At 71.7% G+C, this 17,647-nt stretch carries 19 protein-coding genes; 10 read left to right on the forward strand and 9 right to left on the reverse strand.

Annotation, left to right across the window (positions count from 1 at the left end):
- The coding region (locus P1V51_11695) for a zinc-ribbon domain-containing protein (protein ID MDF1563699.1) at positions 1 to 219 on the reverse strand (219 nt) is incomplete at its 3' end.
- 203 nt (positions 220 to 422) lie between these two features.
- Between P1V51_11695 and P1V51_11700 the strand changes: the two genes are divergently transcribed.
- Entirely contained in the window at positions 423 to 1,010 is a 588-nt protein-coding gene (locus P1V51_11700; protein ID MDF1563700.1) for a polyhydroxyalkanoate synthesis regulator DNA-binding domain-containing protein, read from the forward strand.
- 11 nt (positions 1,011 to 1,021) lie between these two features.
- Here the strand turns inward: P1V51_11700 and P1V51_11705 are convergent, their stop codons facing one another.
- A complete protein-coding gene (locus P1V51_11705) occupies positions 1,022 to 1,783 on the reverse strand; it encodes a ParA family protein (protein MDF1563701.1) in 762 nt (253 codons plus the stop codon).
- A gap of 123 nt (positions 1,784 to 1,906) precedes the next feature.
- On the opposite strand from P1V51_11705, the gene P1V51_11710 reads away from it, so the two are divergent.
- From P1V51_11710 to P1V51_11725, 4 genes are read left to right on the forward strand one after another with little or no spacing between them, the layout of a single operon-like run.
- Positions 1,907 to 2,881 (forward strand): ArsA-related P-loop ATPase, encoded by a 975-nt coding sequence (locus P1V51_11710; protein MDF1563702.1) that lies wholly within the window; start codon positions 1,907 to 1,909, stop codon positions 2,879 to 2,881.
- The gene (locus P1V51_11715; protein ID MDF1563703.1) at positions 2,878 to 4,068 is read left to right on the forward strand and encodes an ArsA family ATPase; all 1,191 of its coding nucleotides are present in this window, start codon (positions 2,878 to 2,880) and stop codon (positions 4,066 to 4,068) included. The genes P1V51_11710 and P1V51_11715 overlap by 4 nt, the downstream gene beginning before the upstream one ends.
- Positions 4,065 to 5,222, forward strand: coding sequence for a hypothetical protein (locus P1V51_11720; protein ID MDF1563704.1), 1,158 nt, complete (start codon positions 4,065 to 4,067; stop codon positions 5,220 to 5,222). Before P1V51_11715 ends, P1V51_11720 begins: the two co-directional genes overlap by 4 nt.
- Positions 5,206 to 6,603 carry a M48 family metalloprotease gene (locus tag P1V51_11725; GenBank protein MDF1563705.1) on the forward strand — a complete coding sequence of 466 codons (1,398 nt, stop codon included), beginning with the start codon at positions 5,206 to 5,208 and terminating at the stop codon, positions 6,601 to 6,603. Before P1V51_11720 ends, P1V51_11725 begins: the two co-directional genes overlap by 17 nt.
- Here the strand turns inward: P1V51_11725 and P1V51_11730 are convergent.
- Both P1V51_11730 and P1V51_11735 read right to left on the reverse strand, forming a co-directional pair.
- Entirely contained in the window at positions 6,549 to 7,097 is a 549-nt protein-coding gene (locus tag P1V51_11730; GenBank protein ID MDF1563706.1) for a hypothetical protein, read from the reverse strand. The genes P1V51_11725 and P1V51_11730 overlap by 55 nt on opposite strands.
- 7 nt (positions 7,098 to 7,104) lie before the next feature.
- Positions 7,105 to 7,911 (reverse strand): hypothetical protein, encoded by an 807-nt coding sequence (locus tag P1V51_11735; protein ID MDF1563707.1) that lies wholly within the window; start codon positions 7,909 to 7,911, stop codon positions 7,105 to 7,107.
- A gap of 205 nt (positions 7,912 to 8,116) precedes the next feature.
- Here P1V51_11735 and ruvX point away from each other — a divergent pair, with 205 nt between their 5' ends.
- From ruvX to P1V51_11755, 4 genes are read left to right on the forward strand one after another with little or no spacing between them, the layout of a single operon-like run.
- The gene (gene ruvX, locus P1V51_11740; GenBank protein ID MDF1563708.1) at positions 8,117 to 8,554 is read left to right on the forward strand and encodes a Holliday junction resolvase RuvX; all 438 of its coding nucleotides are present in this window, start codon (positions 8,117 to 8,119) and stop codon (positions 8,552 to 8,554) included.
- Entirely contained in the window at positions 8,551 to 9,594 is a 1,044-nt protein-coding gene (mltG, locus tag P1V51_11745; GenBank protein MDF1563709.1) for an endolytic transglycosylase MltG, read from the forward strand. The genes ruvX and mltG overlap by 4 nt, the downstream gene beginning before the upstream one ends.
- Positions 9,591 to 10,358 (forward strand): ABC transporter ATP-binding protein, encoded by a 768-nt coding sequence (locus tag P1V51_11750; GenBank protein MDF1563710.1) that lies wholly within the window; start codon positions 9,591 to 9,593, stop codon positions 10,356 to 10,358. The genes mltG and P1V51_11750 overlap by 4 nt, the downstream gene beginning before the upstream one ends.
- Entirely contained in the window at positions 10,355 to 11,173 is an 819-nt protein-coding gene (locus P1V51_11755) for an ABC transporter permease (GenBank protein ID MDF1563711.1), read from the forward strand. The genes P1V51_11750 and P1V51_11755 overlap by 4 nt, the downstream gene beginning before the upstream one ends.
- A 57-nt stretch (positions 11,174 to 11,230) precedes the next feature.
- Here the strand turns inward: P1V51_11755 and P1V51_11760 are convergent, their stop codons facing one another.
- Positions 11,231 to 11,851 carry a hypothetical protein gene (locus P1V51_11760; GenBank protein MDF1563712.1) on the reverse strand — a complete coding sequence of 207 codons (621 nt, stop codon included), beginning with the start codon at positions 11,849 to 11,851 and terminating at the stop codon, positions 11,231 to 11,233.
- Positions 11,852 to 11,865: 14 nt separating this feature from the next.
- On the reverse strand, positions 11,866 to 12,285 hold the full coding sequence (locus P1V51_11765) for a hypothetical protein (protein MDF1563713.1): 420 nt from the start codon (positions 12,283 to 12,285) through the stop codon (positions 11,866 to 11,868).
- Positions 12,286 to 12,353: 68 nt separating this feature from the next.
- On the opposite strand from P1V51_11765, the gene P1V51_11770 reads away from it, so the two are divergent.
- On the forward strand, positions 12,354 to 13,601 hold the full coding sequence (locus tag P1V51_11770) for a hypothetical protein (GenBank protein ID MDF1563714.1): 1,248 nt from the start codon (positions 12,354 to 12,356) through the stop codon (positions 13,599 to 13,601).
- An 18-nt stretch (positions 13,602 to 13,619) separates the two neighbouring features.
- Here P1V51_11770 and P1V51_11775 read toward each other — a convergent pair whose 3' ends face one another.
- From P1V51_11775 to P1V51_11785, 3 genes are all read right to left on the reverse strand, one after another.
- The gene (locus P1V51_11775) at positions 13,620 to 15,167 is read right to left on the reverse strand and encodes a hypothetical protein (GenBank protein ID MDF1563715.1); all 1,548 of its coding nucleotides are present in this window, start codon (positions 15,165 to 15,167) and stop codon (positions 13,620 to 13,622) included.
- A 235-nt stretch (positions 15,168 to 15,402) separates the two neighbouring features.
- A complete protein-coding gene (locus tag P1V51_11780; protein MDF1563716.1) occupies positions 15,403 to 16,074 on the reverse strand; it encodes a hypothetical protein in 672 nt (223 codons plus the stop codon).
- Positions 16,071 to 17,096 carry a nucleotidyltransferase domain-containing protein gene (locus P1V51_11785; GenBank protein ID MDF1563717.1) on the reverse strand — a complete coding sequence of 342 codons (1,026 nt, stop codon included), beginning with the start codon at positions 17,094 to 17,096 and terminating at the stop codon, positions 16,071 to 16,073. The genes P1V51_11780 and P1V51_11785 overlap by 4 nt, the downstream gene beginning before the upstream one ends.
- Positions 17,097 to 17,647 lie beyond the last annotated feature (551 nt).

The raw sequence follows: 17,647 nt of genomic DNA on the forward strand, positions 1-17,647 counted from the left end.
CGCGGCGGCCGGGTTGGCGATCAGCGCCGCCAGCTCGGCCTCGGCGGCGGCCTCGGCAGCGGCCCGCTCGGGATCGACCTCGACCTCCTGCTCCTCGATGGCGCGCCGGACCACGAAGGTGTGCTCGCACTTCGTGCACCGGACCCGCACCCCCTTGGGGCTGATCTTGTCGTCGGCGAGCTTGAAGCGCGCCTTGCACTTGTCACACTGAATGATCATGGGGCCTTAGCCGGTGGCCGGAGCGAGTCATTATCCTCGTCACCCCTGGCGCCGATCAAGAACCCCCCGCTCCGGCCCCCCAGAAGCGGCCCGGGCCATTGGCTCTGGCGCATCGCGTCGTAAGTGGCTATGAAGGCGCGGTGAGCAGCAGCAAGGAAAAGAATGGGGCTGGGGCCAGGGACAAGGGCGAGTCCACCGGTTCGGTGAAGATCATCAAGCGGTACACGAACCGGAAGCTCTACGACACCGTGGAGAGCCGCTACGTGACCCTCGAGGAGATCGCCGAGATGATCCGCGCCGGCGGTGACGTCCGGATCATCGACAACCGCACGAAGGAAGACCTGACCAGCGTGACGCTGGCGCAGATCATCTTCGAGCAGGAGAAGAAGAAGGCCCGGATGCCCCTCGACATGCTCAAGGGCATGGTCCGCAGCGGCGGCGACACCCTCCAGGGCTTCATCTCCCGCGAGATCCAGCCCCGGGTCGACGCCATCCGCGAGGAGGCCGAGCACCGCATCCCCCGGCTCTTCCGCAAGGGCCACGAGGGGCAGGATCCCAAGGCCATGGCCGAGGAGATGCTCTCCCAGCTGAAGGCCAACGTCGAGGAGTGGCAGGCCTGGATCGATGGCCGGGTGCACGACGCCACCTCGGCCGTGAACCTGCCGGCCCTCCAGGCCGAGCTCGAGCGGCTGCGCACCCGGGTCGAGGAGATGCGGCTGAAGGTCGTGGCCGGCCGGGGCGAGGCCGACAAGGGCGGCAAGGGCGAAGAGACCGCCAAGAAGGGCGAGTAGCCCCTCCCCCTTCAGGCCACGACGGTCCGCGCGATCGCGTCGAGCATCTGGGCGCCCCGCGACCAGGGGGCGTACTCCCAGATCGTCTGCCCGTGGCTCTGGGCCTCGTCGATCTGCACGTTGAAGCCGAGGGTCGGCGTGACCTGCCCGTCGAAGTAGTCCGCGAGCTTGGCCATCACCTCCTCGGCCAGCCGGGTGCGGCGGTAGAGGGTCGGCACCACGTGGGTGACCCGCAGGTCCTCGTGCCCGTGCTCCTGGCGCAGCGACTCCACCGTCTGCACGACCTCGGCGCAGCCGTCGAGGGCGAGGTAGGTCACCGAGACCGGCACCACGATCTCGTTGGCGGCGAGCATCACGTTGCGGGTGAGCAGGCCCATCGAGGGCGGCGCGTCGAAGACGACGAAGGCGTAGCCCCGGGCGGCCTCGGCGGCCTCGATCACCCTGCGCAGGCGCTCGTAGCGGTCGTCCTGCATCCCCATCCGCTCGGGGAGATCGGCGAGGTCCTTGTTCCCGGGGAGGAGATCGAGCCCCTCCACCCCGGAGGTCACGAGGACCTCGTCCAGGGAGAGGCTCTCGTCCAGGAGGAGATCCCCCACGTTGTGGGAGAGCTCCCGGACGTCGATGCCGAGGGTCTTCCCGGCGTGGCCCTGCATGTCCACGTCCACCAGGAGGGTGCGGTGCCCGTGGTTGGCGAGCCAGGCCGCGGTGTGGACCGCGAGGGTCGTCTTGCAGGTCCCGCCCTTCTCGTTCACGAACGCCAGCCGCCGGGCCATCGCCTCTCCCTTCGTCGCCGTGGGGGAGTCCACCCGGGCGATCACCGCCGCCATGCTACGGCCTGGCCCGGTGGGGTCAAGGGCGGATTGACCCCGATGGAAGCTCTCCGTTACGACATACCGATGCCCTCGCTCTTCGAGCGACGACTCCTGGTCGTCACCGGAAAAGGCGGTGTGGGGAAGTCCACCCTCTCCGCCGCGCTGGCCTCTGCCGCGCACGCGCAGGGCAAGCGAGTGCTGGTCTGCGAGGTCGGGATGACCCGGCGCCTGCCGCCGCTCCTCGGCGCGCCGACGGGTGGCACGGATCGGGACGCGATGCTCGAGGTGCGGCCCGGCCTCTTCACCCAGGCCATCCGCCCCGAGCCGGCGATGCGCGAGTACGCGCTGATGAAGCTCAAGTTCCAGACCATCTACCGGGCGGTCTTCGAGAACCGCCTGGTGCGCGCCTTCCTGCGAATGATCCCCTCGCTGGCCGAGACCGTCGTGCTCGGCAAGGTCTGGTTCGAGGTGCAGGCGCGGGAGGGCTCGGGCTGGCGCTGGGATCTGGTCATCCTCGACGCGCCCGCCACCGGCCACGGCATCTCGCTCCTGCGCGTGCCGCAGACCCTGCTGGAGACGCTGCCCCCGGGCGCCATGCGGGACGACGCCGAGCAGATGCACGCGACGCTCACCGACCCGAAGACGACCTCCCTGCAGATCGTCACCCTCCCCGAGGAGACGCCGGTGGTGGAGGCGATCGAGCTCTTCGGCCAGGTCCGCGACGATCTCCAGATCCCGGTGGGCCAGATCTTCCTCAACAGCTTCCACGAGCAGCGCTTCGACGAGGCCGCCACCGCGCGCTTCGAGGAGGCCCTCGCCGCCGCCGGCCGGAAGATCAGCCCCGCCGCCGCCATCGCCGCGGTGAGCCTGCACCAGATCCGCCGGGCCGAGCGCTCGGCGCAGCTGCGGCAGCGCCTCGAGGTCCAGCTCCCCGGGGTGCCCGTCCACCTCCTCCCCTACCTCGCCCTGCCGACCTGGGGTCCCGAGGCCATCGAGCTCCTGGCCCGCGAGATCCGGCCGGAGCGGGTGCGTGAGTATCCGGAGGTGCCGACCCCATGAGCGATCGCCTCGGCCCGGCCATCGAGGGGCGCTCGGTGGTCGTCTGCGTCGGCTCCGGGGGCGTGGGCAAGACCACCGTCGCCGCCAGCATCGCCCTGCGCGCGGCGCAGGAGGGGAAGCGCGCGCTGGTGGTGACCATCGATCCGGCGCGGCGCCTGGCGAGCAGCATGGGGGTCAGCGCCCTGGGCAACGTCGGGACCCGGATCAGCGCCGAGCGGCTGGCCGTCTCCGGGGTGGAGGCCAGCGGGGAGCTCGAGGCCCTGATGCTGGACGTGAAGCGCACCTGCGACGAGCTGATCCTGCGCCACGCCCCCAGCCGCGATCAGGCCGACGACATCCTTCACAACCGCTTCTACCAGACCGCCTCCACCGTCCTCGCCGGCTCCCAGGAGTACATGGGGATGGAGAAGCTCTACGAGCTGCACTCCTCCGGTGCGTACGACCTCATCGTCCTGGACACGCCGCCCACCACCAACGCCCTGGAGTTCCTCGAGGCCCCCAACCGCCTCCTCGACGCCTTCGGCAACGACGCCCTGAAGTGGATCGCCACCCCGGCGGTCGCCGCGGGCCGGATCGGGATGCAGGCGATGGGGCTGGGGAGCGGCTACCTCGTGAGGCAACTTTCCAAGCTCACCGGTGTCGAGACCCTGCAGGCCCTGGCGGAGTTCCTGCTCTCGATGCGTGGCATGTACGACGGCTTCAAGGATCGCGCGGCCGAAGTGAAGGCCCTCCTCTCCTCGGAGCAGGCGGCCTTCGTGCTGGTGACCTCGCCCAAGCTGATGGTCCTCGACGAGGCCCGCTACTTCTATGGCGTGCTCCACCAGAACGACATCCACGTCCCGGCGATCGTGGTGAACCGGGTGGAGCCCGACTGGACCGGCGCCGCCGGCCTCGACACCTCCGCCGAGGGCTTCTCCGACGCCTCCCTCACCACCCTCTTCGGGGCGCAGTGCGTGGCGCCGATCCGGAAGACCCTCGAGGAGCAGCAGCTGCGCGCCCGCGCCGACGCCGAGCAGGCCCGGGGCCTCTTCGCCGACCTCGAGCAGGACGTCGCCCGGGTGCTGGTCCCCACCCTCCTCGACGACATCCACGACCTCGCCGGCCTGGCCTCCCTGGCCACCTACCTCTTCGACCTCGAGCGGCCCCTCCCGGCCCAGGCCCTCCCGGTCCTGGAAGAGCGCTCATGAGCCTCGCCCGCGCCGCGCTCCTGGCCTCCCTGGGCCTCGCGGCCGGCTGCGCGACGACGACCACCACCGGGCAGGCGCGAGAGCTCGAGCTGCCGGCCGTCGAGGTCCGCGCCGGCTCCCCCGAGCGGGTGGCTCTGGCCGCCCTCAACGTGGAGGAGCTCTTCCAGGTGGGCATGGCCGCCCACACCCGCGGCGACTACGAGCGCGCCGCCATGGCCTTCGAGTCGGTGATCGCCGGGCACCCCGACTCCCCCCGGGTCGCCGACGCGCACTTCAACGCGGGCCTCTCCTGGGAGCGGATGGGCGAGAGCCTCAGGGCGGTCGATCACTTCCTCCTCCTCCTCGGCCACCAGGACGGCAGCGCCTGGGAGGGGGCGGCCCTGCGGGCCTCGGACAACCTCTACCACCTCGAGGCCTACGCCGACGCGGCGGCCCTCCTCCACGAGCTGGCCGAGCGCAGCCGCCACGATCCCGACCTGCGCATCGAGGCCCTGGTGAAGGAGGGCGTCTGCCTCCTGGAGATGGGGCGAGACGTCGACGCCGAGAGCCGCCTGCGCCAGGCCCTCGGCCGCTACCACCTCGAGCGCCGGGAGGACGAGGACAGCCTCGACACCCTCTACCCCGCCCAGGGGCAGTTCTTCCTCGGCGAGGTCTACCGCCTGCGCTTCGAGTCGGGAGAGCTCGACGCCGCCCAGAGCCTCGAGGGGCTCGAGGCCGACCTCACCGCCAAGGGCGCCCTGCTCCTCTCGGCGCAGGGGCACTACCTGCGGGCGATCCGCATGGGCGAGGCGAAGTGGGCGGCCGCCGCCGGCTACGAGCTCGGCCGCCTCTACGAGATCTTCCACCGGCAGATCACCCGGGCGCGCCTCCCCCTGGAGCTGAAGGATCCGGCCGAGCGCCTGGCCTACCAGCAGGTGCTGCAGGCCGAGGTGAGGGCGCTGCTGGAGAAGGCCCTCTCGGCCTACGAGCGCACCCTCGCCACCGCCGAGCGCATCGGCGTGCAGGGTCGCTGGCGGGAGCGGATCGAGGCGGGGCTGGACCGGGTGCGCTCGCTCCTGCTGGAGGAGACCCTCGCCCCCGAGCCCGAGCCCGAGCCGCCGACCGGGACCGTGCCCACCGAGGGCGAGGGCGAGGGTGATGTCCCGGCGGCCTGAAGCACGGCGCCGCGCGCGGCCCGCCCGGCTCCTCTTCCTCCTCGTCGCCGCGCTCCTCCTCCTGCCTCCCCTGGCCGGCGCGCAGGCGAGCGGCCCGGGCTGGCATCCGGATCCGGTGGCGGCCACCGACTACTTCACGGCCGCCGAGGTCGCCGCCTGGAGGGACCACGCCCGCTCCCTGCGCCTGATCTCCCTGGCGCGCACGACCCTCTCCCTCGGCTTCCTCCTCGCCCTCCTCTTCTCCCCTCTGGGCGCCTGGCTCTGGCGAGTGGGTGAGCGCGTCGCCGGCGCCCTGGCCGCCACCGCGGCCGGGCGGGCGGGCGTCTCCCGCCGCCTCGCGGCCCTGGCGGCGCGGGTCTTCGGCCCGGACTGGGGCGCCTCCCTCGCCTACGCCTACGCCTTCCTCTTCCTGCAGCTGCTCCTCTTCCTGCCCCTGCGGATCACCGCCGAGCTGCTGCGCAAGGCCGAGGGGCTCTCGACCTACACCCCCGGCGCCTGGGTCTGGGATCTCGTGAAGGCCGAGCTGCTCTCCGCGCTGGTCTTCGCCTTCCTGATCTTCGGGCTCTTCGGGCTCATCCGCCGGGTGCCCCGCTACTGGTGGCTGCTCCTGGGCCTGCCCACCGGCCTGCTCCTCTTCGGCTACGGGGTGGTCGCCCCCTACCGGGCGCGGGTCTTCAGCGAGTTCTCTCCCCTCGAGGACGCCCGCCTCGCCCGGCGCCTGGAGGCGATGGCCCGGGCCGAGGGCCTGGAGCTCACCGCCATCAAGGTCATCGACGCCAGCCGGACCACCCGGGCCCTGAACGCCTACATCACCGGGGTGGGCCCGAGCCGCGAGCTGGTCCTCTTCGACACCCTGCTCGCGGCGATGACGCCGGAGGAGGTGATGGCGGTCGTCGCCCACGAGCTGGGCCACCACCGGCGGCGCGACGTGCTGCTGCGCTACGGCCTCTCGGCGGGCTTCATCGTCCTGGGCCTGGCCGTGCTGGCGCCCCTCCTGCGCCGGGGCAGCGACCGCTTCGGCCTCCCCGGCCCCGGAGACGTGCGCAACCTCCCCTGGCTGCTCCTCCTCTACGCCCTCTTCAACCTGGCGGTGCGGCCGGCGAGCAACGCCTACGGGAGGCACGAAGAGCAGCTCGCGGACCTCGCGGCGCTCGAGATCCACGGCGACGCGGAGGCCACCGTGGGGATGATGGTGAAGCTCGCCCGGGAGAACCACGCCGACGTGGATCCCCCGGGCTGGGCCGTCTTCTGGTTCGCCTCCCACCCGCCCCTGCTGGAGCGGATCGGGGTCGCCCTGCGGGCCGGGCGGGAGGGGTGGTTTCCCCTTCAGGCCGAGGCGGGCGGCAGGCCGTCGGCCGCGAGCGCCGCCGACGCCCCCTGACGGGCCGCGCCCCGCAGGCGCTCGAGGAGCACCTCGGCCCGGGAGCGGTAGCTCGCCCCCGGGGGCGCGAGGTCGAGGGCCCGCTCGAGGTCGATGACGCCCTCCCCCACCGCGTCCCGCAGCAGGCGCAGCTCTCCGCGCCGGGCGAGCACCCAGGGGTTGCGGGCCTTCAGCCCCAGGCAGAGGTCGTAGTGCGCCTCCGCCTCCTCCCGCCGCTCCTCCCGCTCGGCGATGGCCCCGAGGATCTGGTGGGGATAGGGATCGAGGGGGTTCAGCGCGCACATCCCCTCGAAGAGCACGCGGGCGTCGTGGAGCCGGCCGCGGCGGAAGAGCTCGTGGCCCAGATCGGCCAGGCGCCGCGCCTCGCGCTCGCCGAGGCCCTCGAGCTGGGCGAAGGTGAGCTCGCCCCGGACGAAGCGGCGCAGCAGGCCCTTCTCGTCGGCGTCGAAGGCGGGCGACGCGAGAGGGCGCAGGCGGGTGGTCTTGGTCTCCATGGTGACCTCAGCGGATGTTGGCGATGGTCTGCATCGCCGACTGGTGGCTCATGCCCAGGATGTTCGAGAGCAGCGACTGCATCTGGCTGCGCCGCTGCATCAGGATCTGCAGCTCGGAGGAGAGGCGGCTGATGTCCGCCGCGCTCGCCTCACCGCCCTTCGCCGGCTTGCCCTTCGCGCCCGACTCCGAGCGCTCCTTGGCCGCCTGCTTGTCGTGGAGGGCGTCCATCTTGCCCTCGATCTCGCCGTCGAGCCCGCCGAGGAGCTCGCCGAAGATCAGGGCGATCTTGTCCTCGAGGGAGAGGGAGGGATCGTTCAGGATGGCCCCGAGCTTCGCCGCGAGGCTCTCGCGCGCCCCGGAGGCCGCACCGGTGGGCTCGCTCCAGCCGGTGCGCACCTCGACCTCCACGTCGACCTCCACGCCGCCGCGGGGCTGCACCGTGACGTCGACGTCGACGGCCGGCATCCGGTCGAAGCGGGACTCGAGCTCCGCCGCGGCCTCCCGGGCGGCGCTCTCCGCCACCCGGGCCGTCTCGCTGAAGGGCGAGGGCTCGCCCTGCCGGACGGTGACCTCCACCTCGACCTCGGCCTGCGCCTCCTCGTAGGTGGGGCAGGCCTCGGCGGGGTGGTTGGCCTGCTGCTGCAGGTCGTCGATGAGCTGCATCCCCTCCTCGATGGCCCCGATGTAGTTGCCGGTGGCCATGTTCACGACCAGCCCGGCGGCGTCGCCGAGGACCTCGCTGCCGGTCAGCCCGGTCACCAGATCGTCCACGGCCCGGCCCACGAAGTTCACCACACCCATCACGTCGGTCATCTCGCTCTCCTCTCCCCCTCGGGGATCTCTGGTTGGTTGGATGCCGGGTCCGGAGTGCGGACTGCGTGCCAGCCGGCGGATCCCCCGGATCCCGGGGGCTTCGCCGCCAGGCCCGCGGGGGCCCGGGCCGACCCCCGGCCACCGGTCCAGGGACCGGACCACGGAATTCACCCGCTCCCCCACTTGGTTTAGGGTCTCGCAGCCCATGCGCGCCCTCGGCCTCGACATCGGAGAGAAGACCATCGGCGTGGCGGTGACCGACGAGCTCGGCATCACCGCCCACGGCGTGACGGTCATCCGCCGCAAGGGCGGGCTCCACGACCTTGAGGCCCTGGCCCGGGTGGCCCGGGAGACCGGGGCCGACCGGCTGGTCTACGGCTACCCCCTCCAGGAGGACGGGCAGGAGGGGCCGAGCGCCCGCCGCGCCCGGATCTTCGCCGAGAAGGCCGGCGCCCACCTGGGCCTGCCCATCGAGCCCCACGACGAGAGCCACTCCACGGTCGCCGCGGAGGCGGCCCTCCTGGAGGCGGACGTCTCGCGCAAGAAGCGAAAGCAGGTCATCGATCAGGTGGCCGCGGTGGTGATCCTGCGCGACTGGCTGGCCTGTCGCGAGGCGACCCGTCCCGAGGAGGACGAAACGTGAAGAAGATCCTGCGCCTCTTTCTCGTGCTGACCTTCCTGGCGGGGCTGGCCGCGGCCTACGGCTCCTGGACGGTGATGACCTTCGTCGACGGCGAGGTCACGCCCCCCGGCGGGCGGGCCGAGCTCACCATCGCCCCGGGCAGCTCCCTGCGGACGATCGCCAAGGACCTCGACGCCGCCGGCGTGATCGAGGACACCCGGATGCCCGGCGTCGGCTCGGTCTTCCACCTCTGGGCCCACCGCCTCGAGCGGGCCGGCCCGAAGGTGAAGGCCGGCGAGTACCTCTTCGAGGGGCCCGCCTCCCCCCGGAAGGTCCTGGAGATCATCACCAAGGGGCAGGTGCGCACCTACCAGGTGACCATCCCCGAGGGCCTGCGCCTCGACGAGATCATGCCCCTCTTCGAGGCCGCGGGCCTCGGCAAGGCCGACGCGCTGCTGGCCGTCGCCCGGGACCGCGACTTCGTGCGCTCCCTCGGCATCCCGGCCGACGACCTCGAGGGCTACGTCTACCCGGAGACCTACACCTTCGCGAAGGGCGTCTCGGCGAAGAAGATCCTCGCCCGCACGGTCGAGCGCTTCGACGCCGCCTACGAGCGGGCCGCCGCCGGGGCCAACCCGCCGGTGAAGCTCGACCGGCACGAGATGGTCACCCTGGCCTCGATCGTCGAGAAGGAGACCGGCGCCCCCGAGGAGCGCCCCCGGATCGCCTGCGTCTTCTACAACCGCCTGCAGCAGGACTGGAAGCTGCAGACCGATCCCACCGTGATCTACGCCAAGATCCTCTGGAGCGGCGGCACCTGGGACGGCAACCTCTCCCGCGCCGACCTCGAGCGCGACCACCCCTACAGCACCTACGCCCGCAAGGGGCTGCCCCCGGGGCCCATCGCCTCGCCGGGCGGGAAGGCCCTCGAGGCGGTGATGAACCCGATGAAGTGCAAGGACATGTTCTTCGTCGCGAAGGGCGGCGGCCTCCACGAGTTCTGCGTGGACTACGCCTGCCACCTCAAGGCCATCGACCGCTACCAGAAGCTGGGCAAGTGAGCGCCGGCGGGGCGATCGAGGTTCGCGGCCTCGGCAAGACCTTCACCCGCCGCCGCCCGCTGATCCGCGCCCTGCGAGCGCCCCTGGCCCGGGACCGCCTCGCCGCCCTGAAGGGGCTCGATCTGCGGGTCGGGCCCGGAGAGGTCTGCGGGATCATCGGGCCCAACGGCGCGGGCAAGACCACCCTCCTGAAGATCCTCGCCGGGCTGATCCTCCCGGAGGAGGGCGAGGTCCGGATCGCCGGCCACGCCGCCGGCAGCCGCGACGCCCGGGCCGCGCTGGGGCTGGTGACCACCGAGGAGCGCTCCTTCTACTGGCGCCTCTCGGCCCGCGAGAACCTGCGCTTCTTCGGCGCCCTCCACGACCTCGACGCCGACACCCTCGCCGGGCGCATCGAGGCGCTGGCCGGGGTCTTCTCCCTCGGCGAGGTCCTCGACCGGCCGGTGCGGGAGCTCTCGAGCGGCAACCGCGGACGCCTGGCCCTGGCCCGGGGCCTGCTCCACCGGCCGCGGGTGCTCCTCCTCGACGAGGTGGCGCGCAGCCTCGACCCCGGCGCGGCGCGGAAGCTGCGGACCCACCTGCGCAAGCTGGTCGAGGAGGAGGGCCTGGCCGCCGTCTACGCCTCCCACGACCTCGCCGAGGTCGAGCGGCTCTGCCACCGGGTGGTGCTCCTCTCGGGGGGCGTGCCCGTCGCCGCCGGCACCTGGGAGGAGGTCCGCCCCGAGGCCGAGCGGATCTTCGAGCTGGAGGAGGAGGCAGCGTGAGGGCGCTCTCGCGGTGGGCTCGCTGGAGCCTGGCCTTCTACCGGAGGGATCTGCTCACCGAGCTCTCCTACCGGACCAACTTCTTCTTCGGCCTCGCCGGCGGGCTCTTCTCGATCCTGACCTTCTACTTCCTCTCCTTCGTCGTCGAGTCGGGGGCCCCCGGCCTCTCCCGCTTCCGGGGCGGCTACTTCGCCTTCGTCCTCCTGGGCCTGGCCGCCTCGGCGCTGCTGCGCGAGGCCCTCGGCGGCTTCGCCGCGCGCGTGCGGCAGGCCCAGCTCACCGGCACCCTCGAGGTGGTGCTGGCCACGCCCATCTCGCCGGCGGCGGTGATCCTCTGCGCCTCGATCTACCCGCTCTGGTCGGCCTCCCTGCGCGCCGGCCTCTACCTCGTCTTCGGCTGGGCCCTCTTCTCGGCCGAGCTCTCCCTGGCCCACTGGCCCGCGGCCCTCGCCGCCCTGGCGCTGGGGGTCACCAGCTTCGCCGCCATCGGGATCCTCTCGGCCAGCGCGACGATGATCCTCAAGCGGGGCGATCCGGTCGCCTGGTCGGTGGGCGCCCTCTCGCTGCTCCTGGGCGGCGTCTACTACCCGGTCGAGATCCTCCCCGAGCCCCTGCGCTCCCTGGCGGACTGGCTGCCCATCACCCACACCCTCACTGCCCTGCGCGAGGCCCTCCTGGGCCAGGCGGGACCGGCCCTGCCCCGGGCGCTGCTGCTGCTCGCCCTCTTCTGCGTCGTCCTGCTGCCGGTGGCGCTGGTGGCGTTCACGCTGGCGGTGCGGCGGGCGCGGCGGGAGGGGTCGCTGACGCACTTCTGAGCTACGAGCTGCGAGCTACGAGCTGCGAGCTACGAGCTGCGAGCTACGAGCTGCGAGCTACGAGGCTTCGGCGAGGAGGTGGTCGAGGGCGCGGGAGGGCTGGCCGAAGCGGTGGAGGAAAGCCTGCTCCGAGGTGACCAGAGCGCGGGCGATCTCGGCCATCGTGATCACGCCGTGGGCGAGGGCCTCGCGGGCCCCCTCGACGTGAGCCCGGTCCTCGTCCCTCGCCTCCACCCGCCGCAGGCCGCCGCGGCCCTCCTCCAGCCAGGCGTCCCGGCGCACGTGGGAGAGGTCGTGGAAGGCCCAGAAAGACGAGCCCTCGGAGACGTAGCGGGCGCGGGCGGGCCCGCCGGCGGCGGCGAGGAGCGCCAGGATCATGATGCTGGTGTCGGCGTCCTGCAGCTCGACCCAGGGCTCTCCGCTCTCGAGGGCGTCGTCGATCTCGTCCCAGAGCGGCTTGCCGAGGTGCTCCCCGCCGACCTCGGCGTAGAGGTGCCGGAACTCTCCGGGGACCACCCGCCGCAGCGCGTCGATCGGGAAGGACCAGAAGCCCAGGCGGGTGAGATCCCCGGCCGAGCGCTGCTCGCTGCCGCAGCGCAGCTCGAGCTCGAGGGTGGCCCCGCCGAGCTCGAGGGTGATGATCCGCTCCAGGGACATGGCCCGGCCAGGATCGCCCATCCGCACGGGCGGCGTCAGCCCGCCGGCTGCCCCGCCGCCCCGGAGAGATCCGAGAGGGCCCGCTTCACCAGCGCGTGCTCCCGCCGCTCGTGGCCGCGCAGCTCGTTCCCCAGCTCGAGGGTGGCCGCGTGGATCAGCGGCGAGCGGGGCCGGTCGAGCGACTCGATGGCCTCGGCCACCGTCGCGATCGCGTCCCGCAGCCGCTCGTGATCGGCGAGGACCGCCCGGGCGCCCCGCAGGTGGAGGCCGAGGCTCTCGTAGAGGCCGCCGGGCCCCTCCTCCTGCCGGAAGTGCTTCTCGAGCTCCGTCTGCAGGTGCCAGAGCGCGGTGAGGGCCGAGAGCTGGTCCTCGGCGGCCTCCAGGACGTTGAAGAGGAGGCGGATCTTGCGGTGCCCGCCCTCGAGCTCGGTCCAGGCCTGGTACAGAGGTGACATGCGTCAGAAGATGGGTACTCCTGGCCCATCGTGCCAGTGAGCCCCGCACCGGCCCCCACAGGAGCGAGATGCTCGACATCACCAGCTACCTCCATCGCCAAGAGCTGACCGAGATCCTGAGCCGGTGGATGGTCGACCACCCGGAGCCGGGCGACGTCCGGCGCCTCAAGACGATCGTCAACTTCAACGTCTACGGCGCGCGGCTCTGGATCGACCGGTTGGTGCGGGACCTGATCACGGGCCTGCACGGAGAGGCGCCCGCCTCGGTCGTGCTGCGCACCAAGGGCCAGCTGAAGGACTTCAGCGCCGATCACCTGCCCTTCACCAACCCGAACATCGAGCGGATGGTCGCCCACTACCGGCGCTTCCCCGAGGACTACTACCGGGAGACCCCGGTGGACGGCGTCTACTACACCCTGCAGAGGGCGGGCGGGGAGCCGTGGCTGGCCGGCCTCTCCCGCATCAAGCGCTTCCGGCGCATCGCCGAGAAGGGCTCCCGGCGGATCGTCGACTTCATGCTCGCGCGCATCCGCACGGCGGCCGAGGAGCTGGCCAGCGAGCGCGCCGCCAGGCTCGGGATCCCCGCCCACCTGCTGGTGACGGGCCCCGAGCAGATGGCCGCCGAGTTCGCCCACGCCGAGCGGCGGGTGATCAAGAGCATCAAGCAGGGGACGATCCGCGAGGCCCTGCCCGCCCTGGAGATCCCGGACGCGGTGGGGATGAAGCTGATCCTGGAGCGCGACCGGCTCGAGGAGCTCCTGGGCCTGCTCGAGGCCCACCCGGCCTGCACGCTCACCGAGGTCGAGGAGCACACGGGGGCCTACGCCGCCACCAACCTCCACGTGAGCCTCGAGCTGCCCTTCGAGCTGCTGCGGGCCCACCCCCCCACCGGCCGCTACCTGCAGGTCCTCGTCTCCCGGGGCTTCGACCCGGCGGCGGTGCCGGGCGAGTGGGCGCGCTTCCTCGAGGAGAGCGAGGGCCGCGCCAGCTTCGAGATCATCGTGGCGGGCTTCGAGGCCTACCTGGAGTCGGAGATCGGCCAGACGATGCACGAGGCGCGCATCCTCTCGCAGCGGGCGAGCCCGGACTACCACGGCCCGCTGGCGACGAACGTCCGCTACCTCGTGAACTACGTCTTCGCCCTCTGCCGGGCGCCCCGGATGGAGGACTACGAGAGCCTGCCGATCAAGCTCTGGTCCCGCTACATGCCCGACACCGTCGGCTACCTGGTGCGGGCGCTGACGGTCTCGGAGGATCTCTCCTTCGACGCCGCCCCCGAGGTGGAGGCGATCGGAGTCGCGGCCGGCGAGCCCTGAAGCCCGGGGGCCGCCCCCCTACTGGTGCTCGAGGCGCAGGATGCCGTCCCGGTCGACGACGATCCGCAGGTGCTCGAGCTTCGGGGGGACCTTCCGGTCGAGCGCCCTGAGGCGCAGCACCAGGTTGATGTGGTAGACGCGCGGCAGGCGCAGGGTCTCGAGCTGACCCGTCTCTCCGTTCAGCCAGTGGGCGCTCTTGCCGGGATCGTCGCAGCGGGCGAGCCACCCGCCCAGACCGAGGCGGATGATGTCGTTGACGTCGCTCAGGCGCCGCCGGCCGCCGTCGACCGCCTCGCCCCGGATGTTCACGACCTTCCGGTAGTGGAGGACCGACTCGTGCTTGCTCTTGCGCTCGGTGGCGCTCGTCGCCCGGGCGTGGCGCTTCGCCATCACCTCGTGCGGCACCGCCCGCTCCGGCAGGAAGGAGACCCCCTCCCGGCAGTGGCCGATGGAGTGGCCGGTGAGCGGGTCGTGGATCTTCACGCTGTAGTCCGCGAGGAAGGGCGCCAGCCTCGAGGCGAAGAACTGCCGCAGCCACTCCTTGAGCCGGTCCTTGACCATGTAGGCGGCGACCAGCGCGAGGACGAAGGGGAGCGTGTTCAGGCCGTAGAGCTGCTGCGCCAGGATGGCGGCGACCGTCGCCACGACCATCGCGACCGCGGCGGCGCCCGCCGCCGCGACGTCACCGGCCCGCCGCCCCTCCTTCTCCTTCTTCACCTCGAGGTAGAGGACGCTGTTCACGAACTTCTTGAGCAGCCCCCGGCGGTACTCCAGATGCTCGTTGGAGCCCCCGGGCTCCACCACCGTCTCGTAGCCCGCCGAGCGCCGGTGCGCCTGCTCCCGCCGGATGGCGGCCGCGAGCCGCCCCCGCACCTCGGCCAGCCCCTCCCCGGGGAGGGTCGCGCCGTCGAGCGCCGCGACCAGGCGGGTGAGGTACTCCTCGGTCATCAGGCTCAGGTACTCGTCGGTGAAGGTGTAGGCCTCCCGGAACCAGCCCGGGAGATCCTGCCGGGCGTAGTCCGGGCGCAGGGCCCGGAAGGCCTCCAGCACCGCCCGCGTGTCGTCGTCGAGGGAGCGCACGCCCTCGAGGAAGTCGCCCAGCACCAGGTCCGGGACGGAGGTCCGCCCCGAGAGCGCGCCGATCTTCTCGATCAACAGATTGGAGCGGTCGCGGATGCGCACCCGCACCAGGCAGCCGAAGAGGCGCATCTCCTCGGTGATGGCGTTCGTCCGCCGCCGGTCCCCGGTCCAGGCCGCCACCTCGCGCTTCCACTTCTGGAGGCGGGTGAGGGGTGAGATCTCGTTCGCCGGATCCAGCATCGCCGGCATCGTCTGCTCCGGCGTCTTGAAGCGGATGTGAGCCTGGACGTCCTCGTAGAAGTGGTCCCGCGAGTAGGTGTCCGAGGTGATCCCCAGCGAGCGCGGGATGAAGAAGAAGGCGTCGACCCGGTAGCGGTTGCGCCGCCGCTGCGGATCCACCGCGTAGTCGAGCTTGACCTCGACCCGGTAGCGGTCATGAACGCCCGCGCGTCCCTCGATGAGCTCTTCGATGTCCAGCGTGTCCAAGGTGGGCGACGAGACTGCCACTCCGGCCGGATCCCGTCGAGCCCGTTCCTTCACCCTCGGACGCGCCGGCGCCCTAAACCAGAAATCACGATTCCCGATCACGCCTGGCTTGCAGGCCGCACCCGTCTGCAGCGTCAGGCCTCGGTCACCTAGCTAAGGCTAGGCTCCCTCACCCTTCCTCGCATCCGGGCACGTCCGCGGCGCCATCCGCTGTTCGGGAATCATGATCTCTGGTTTAGAAGCCCGGGCTCCGCCGGTAGCGGCTGCCGGAGCGGTCGCGGCCGACCTCGGTGATCACCTCCAGGGCCCGGAGGCAGTAGACCATCCGCTGGGCCACCGCCCGCGGGGCGCCCAGCCGGGCCGCCAGGGAGGAGGTGGTGAACTCCCGGGGCAGGTCGGCGGGCAGGAGGGCCGCCAGGTCTCCGGCGCCCCCGAAGTGGTGGGTCTCCAGGATCTCCCGGAGCTCGCGGTCGACGGTCCGGAAGCCCCCCCGACCGCGCCGCGCCCGCGCGTCGGGCACCTGCACCTGGGTGACCGACACCAGCACCACGTCCAGGGAGAGGTTCGGGTGATCCAGGAGCGTGGGGATGCTGACCAGCTCCTCGAAGAGGTCGTAGAGGGAGCCCCGCTTCGGCGACCGGCGCTCCCGCTGGCCCGGGCGCCTCAGATAGGTGCGGAGGGCGATGGGGTGGACCAGGAGGATGCGGTGCTCCTCCAGGAGCCGGTCGAACTTGCGGCCCATCGCCCCGAAGGAGCCGGTCTGGATCTCCACCAGCTGCCCGGGCCGGCGAATGTCGATGACGAAGCCCTCGAGGGGGACCTCGAACTCGTCCCCCGGCCGGGCATAGTGGTCCTTCAGGGCCGCGTGGAGCGCGCCTTCGTTCAGGGTTCCGATCTTGGGAGTCATCGAAGTGCGTCGCCCAAGGCCCGGATCCGGTCAGGAAGCGCCTCCAGGGCCGGGTCGTCGAAGGAGAGCTGGAGGTAGTGGTCGCAGAGGGCTGCGACCGCCCGGGCCTGGGCAAGGTCGCGGCTGCTCTTCACCGGATCCCGGGACGGCCGCTGCGAAACCCAGACCTTGTGCAGGGCGAAGGCTCGGGGATCGACGGTGACGATGCGCACCGGATGACCGTCGTCCGCCACGGCCACCACGTCCAGCCGCGGTGCATTGATCAGCCACTGCAATCCCTCGATCGGGGCGCCGTGGAGGTCGTCGCCTCGATCCCCGATCGTCCGCCGAGAGTGCGGTGCGGCGAGACGCTCGTCTTCCTCGCGGATGAGATCCACGAAGAAACCATCGGCGTTGAAGGCCCGGAAGTCTCGCGGCCCCCGCAGCTGGAACGAGCGGTCGAGCTTCTGGAGGAGGCCGAGGATCCCCTCGGCCCGGACGGCATCATCGAGGAGCTCGATTCCCTGGCGCGCGTCCCAGAGCAGGTCGGCGTCGCCCGTCGCGAGCAGGTCGGACTCCAGGTGGCCACCGGCCCGGGCCTCGTAGGCGAAGAGGGCGTTGGTGCCCACCAGCAACAGGTGGGTGCCCAGGAGCCCCTCCCGATCGAGGCGGCGGAGGATGCGGGCGGTCAGGGTGGGCACCCGCCCGAGCTCGAGCGCCCGGTTGACCGGCGCCATCTGGTCGAGCCTCGCCTCGAGCCGTTTCAGATCCGCACGCGCTGCCTCCCGCCCGGTGAGGAAGGCCTCGTAGATCGCCTCGGTCTCCGGCGAGCGAGGGCCGAGCGAGCGCTCCCGGTTGCCCCGCTTGCGGTGGAGATAGTCGCGCCCTCGACGGGTCAGCCAGCGCATGCTCCCGGAGAAGTCCTGCCCCAGCCGCTGCTCCACGGTCCTGTGAGCCTCGTGGACCTGCCGGAGGTCGACCAGCTGCCTGCGCTGCTCGGCGCGCAGTTCGACGAAGCGCAGGTCGTTCCCACTCTCACTCATGATTTCCAATCATAGAGTGGGAATCGCAATAAATACAGTAAGTTGTTTGGAGAGATGGAAAGGTCCAACGGGCTCCATCGTGGCGCCACGCTTGCATCCTCGTACGCCGAGATGGCGAGGAGCGGAGATTCCGGGTCAGAAGGTGACGGTTTCCGTCATCTGGCTGACGGAATGCAGCAAGGTGAGGAGAGAGGTGCGGAGCCGGGCCTGGTGCCCGGGCGGGCCTTCCTCTTGCTGGCCTGGCGGCTGGTCGTCGTCGCGTGGCTTGGATTCTGGGCGGCGAGATCGGCCGGCCTGCCGAGGTGGTTCGTCTCCTGGTGGTCCGAGCACGACCCACAGCTCTACTTCTCGGTGGCCCTACCGCTGATCCTCCTCGGTGGCGGGATGGTCGCCGCCGGGATCATCTGTGTGCGCCGGGGAGTGCCGCTGCGGCGAGCCCTCTCACGAGGGCTGCAGGAGGGCGTGTTCCTCATCCTGGCCGGCCCTCTCTTCGGCTTCCTCGCCCAGTACAAGGAGCCCTCCTGGATCTGGTCCACCTTCACGTCCATCGT

The organism is Deltaproteobacteria bacterium, from assembly GCA_029210625.1.
GTDB lineage: Bacteria > Myxococcota > Myxococcia > SLRQ01 > SLRQ01 > JARGFU01.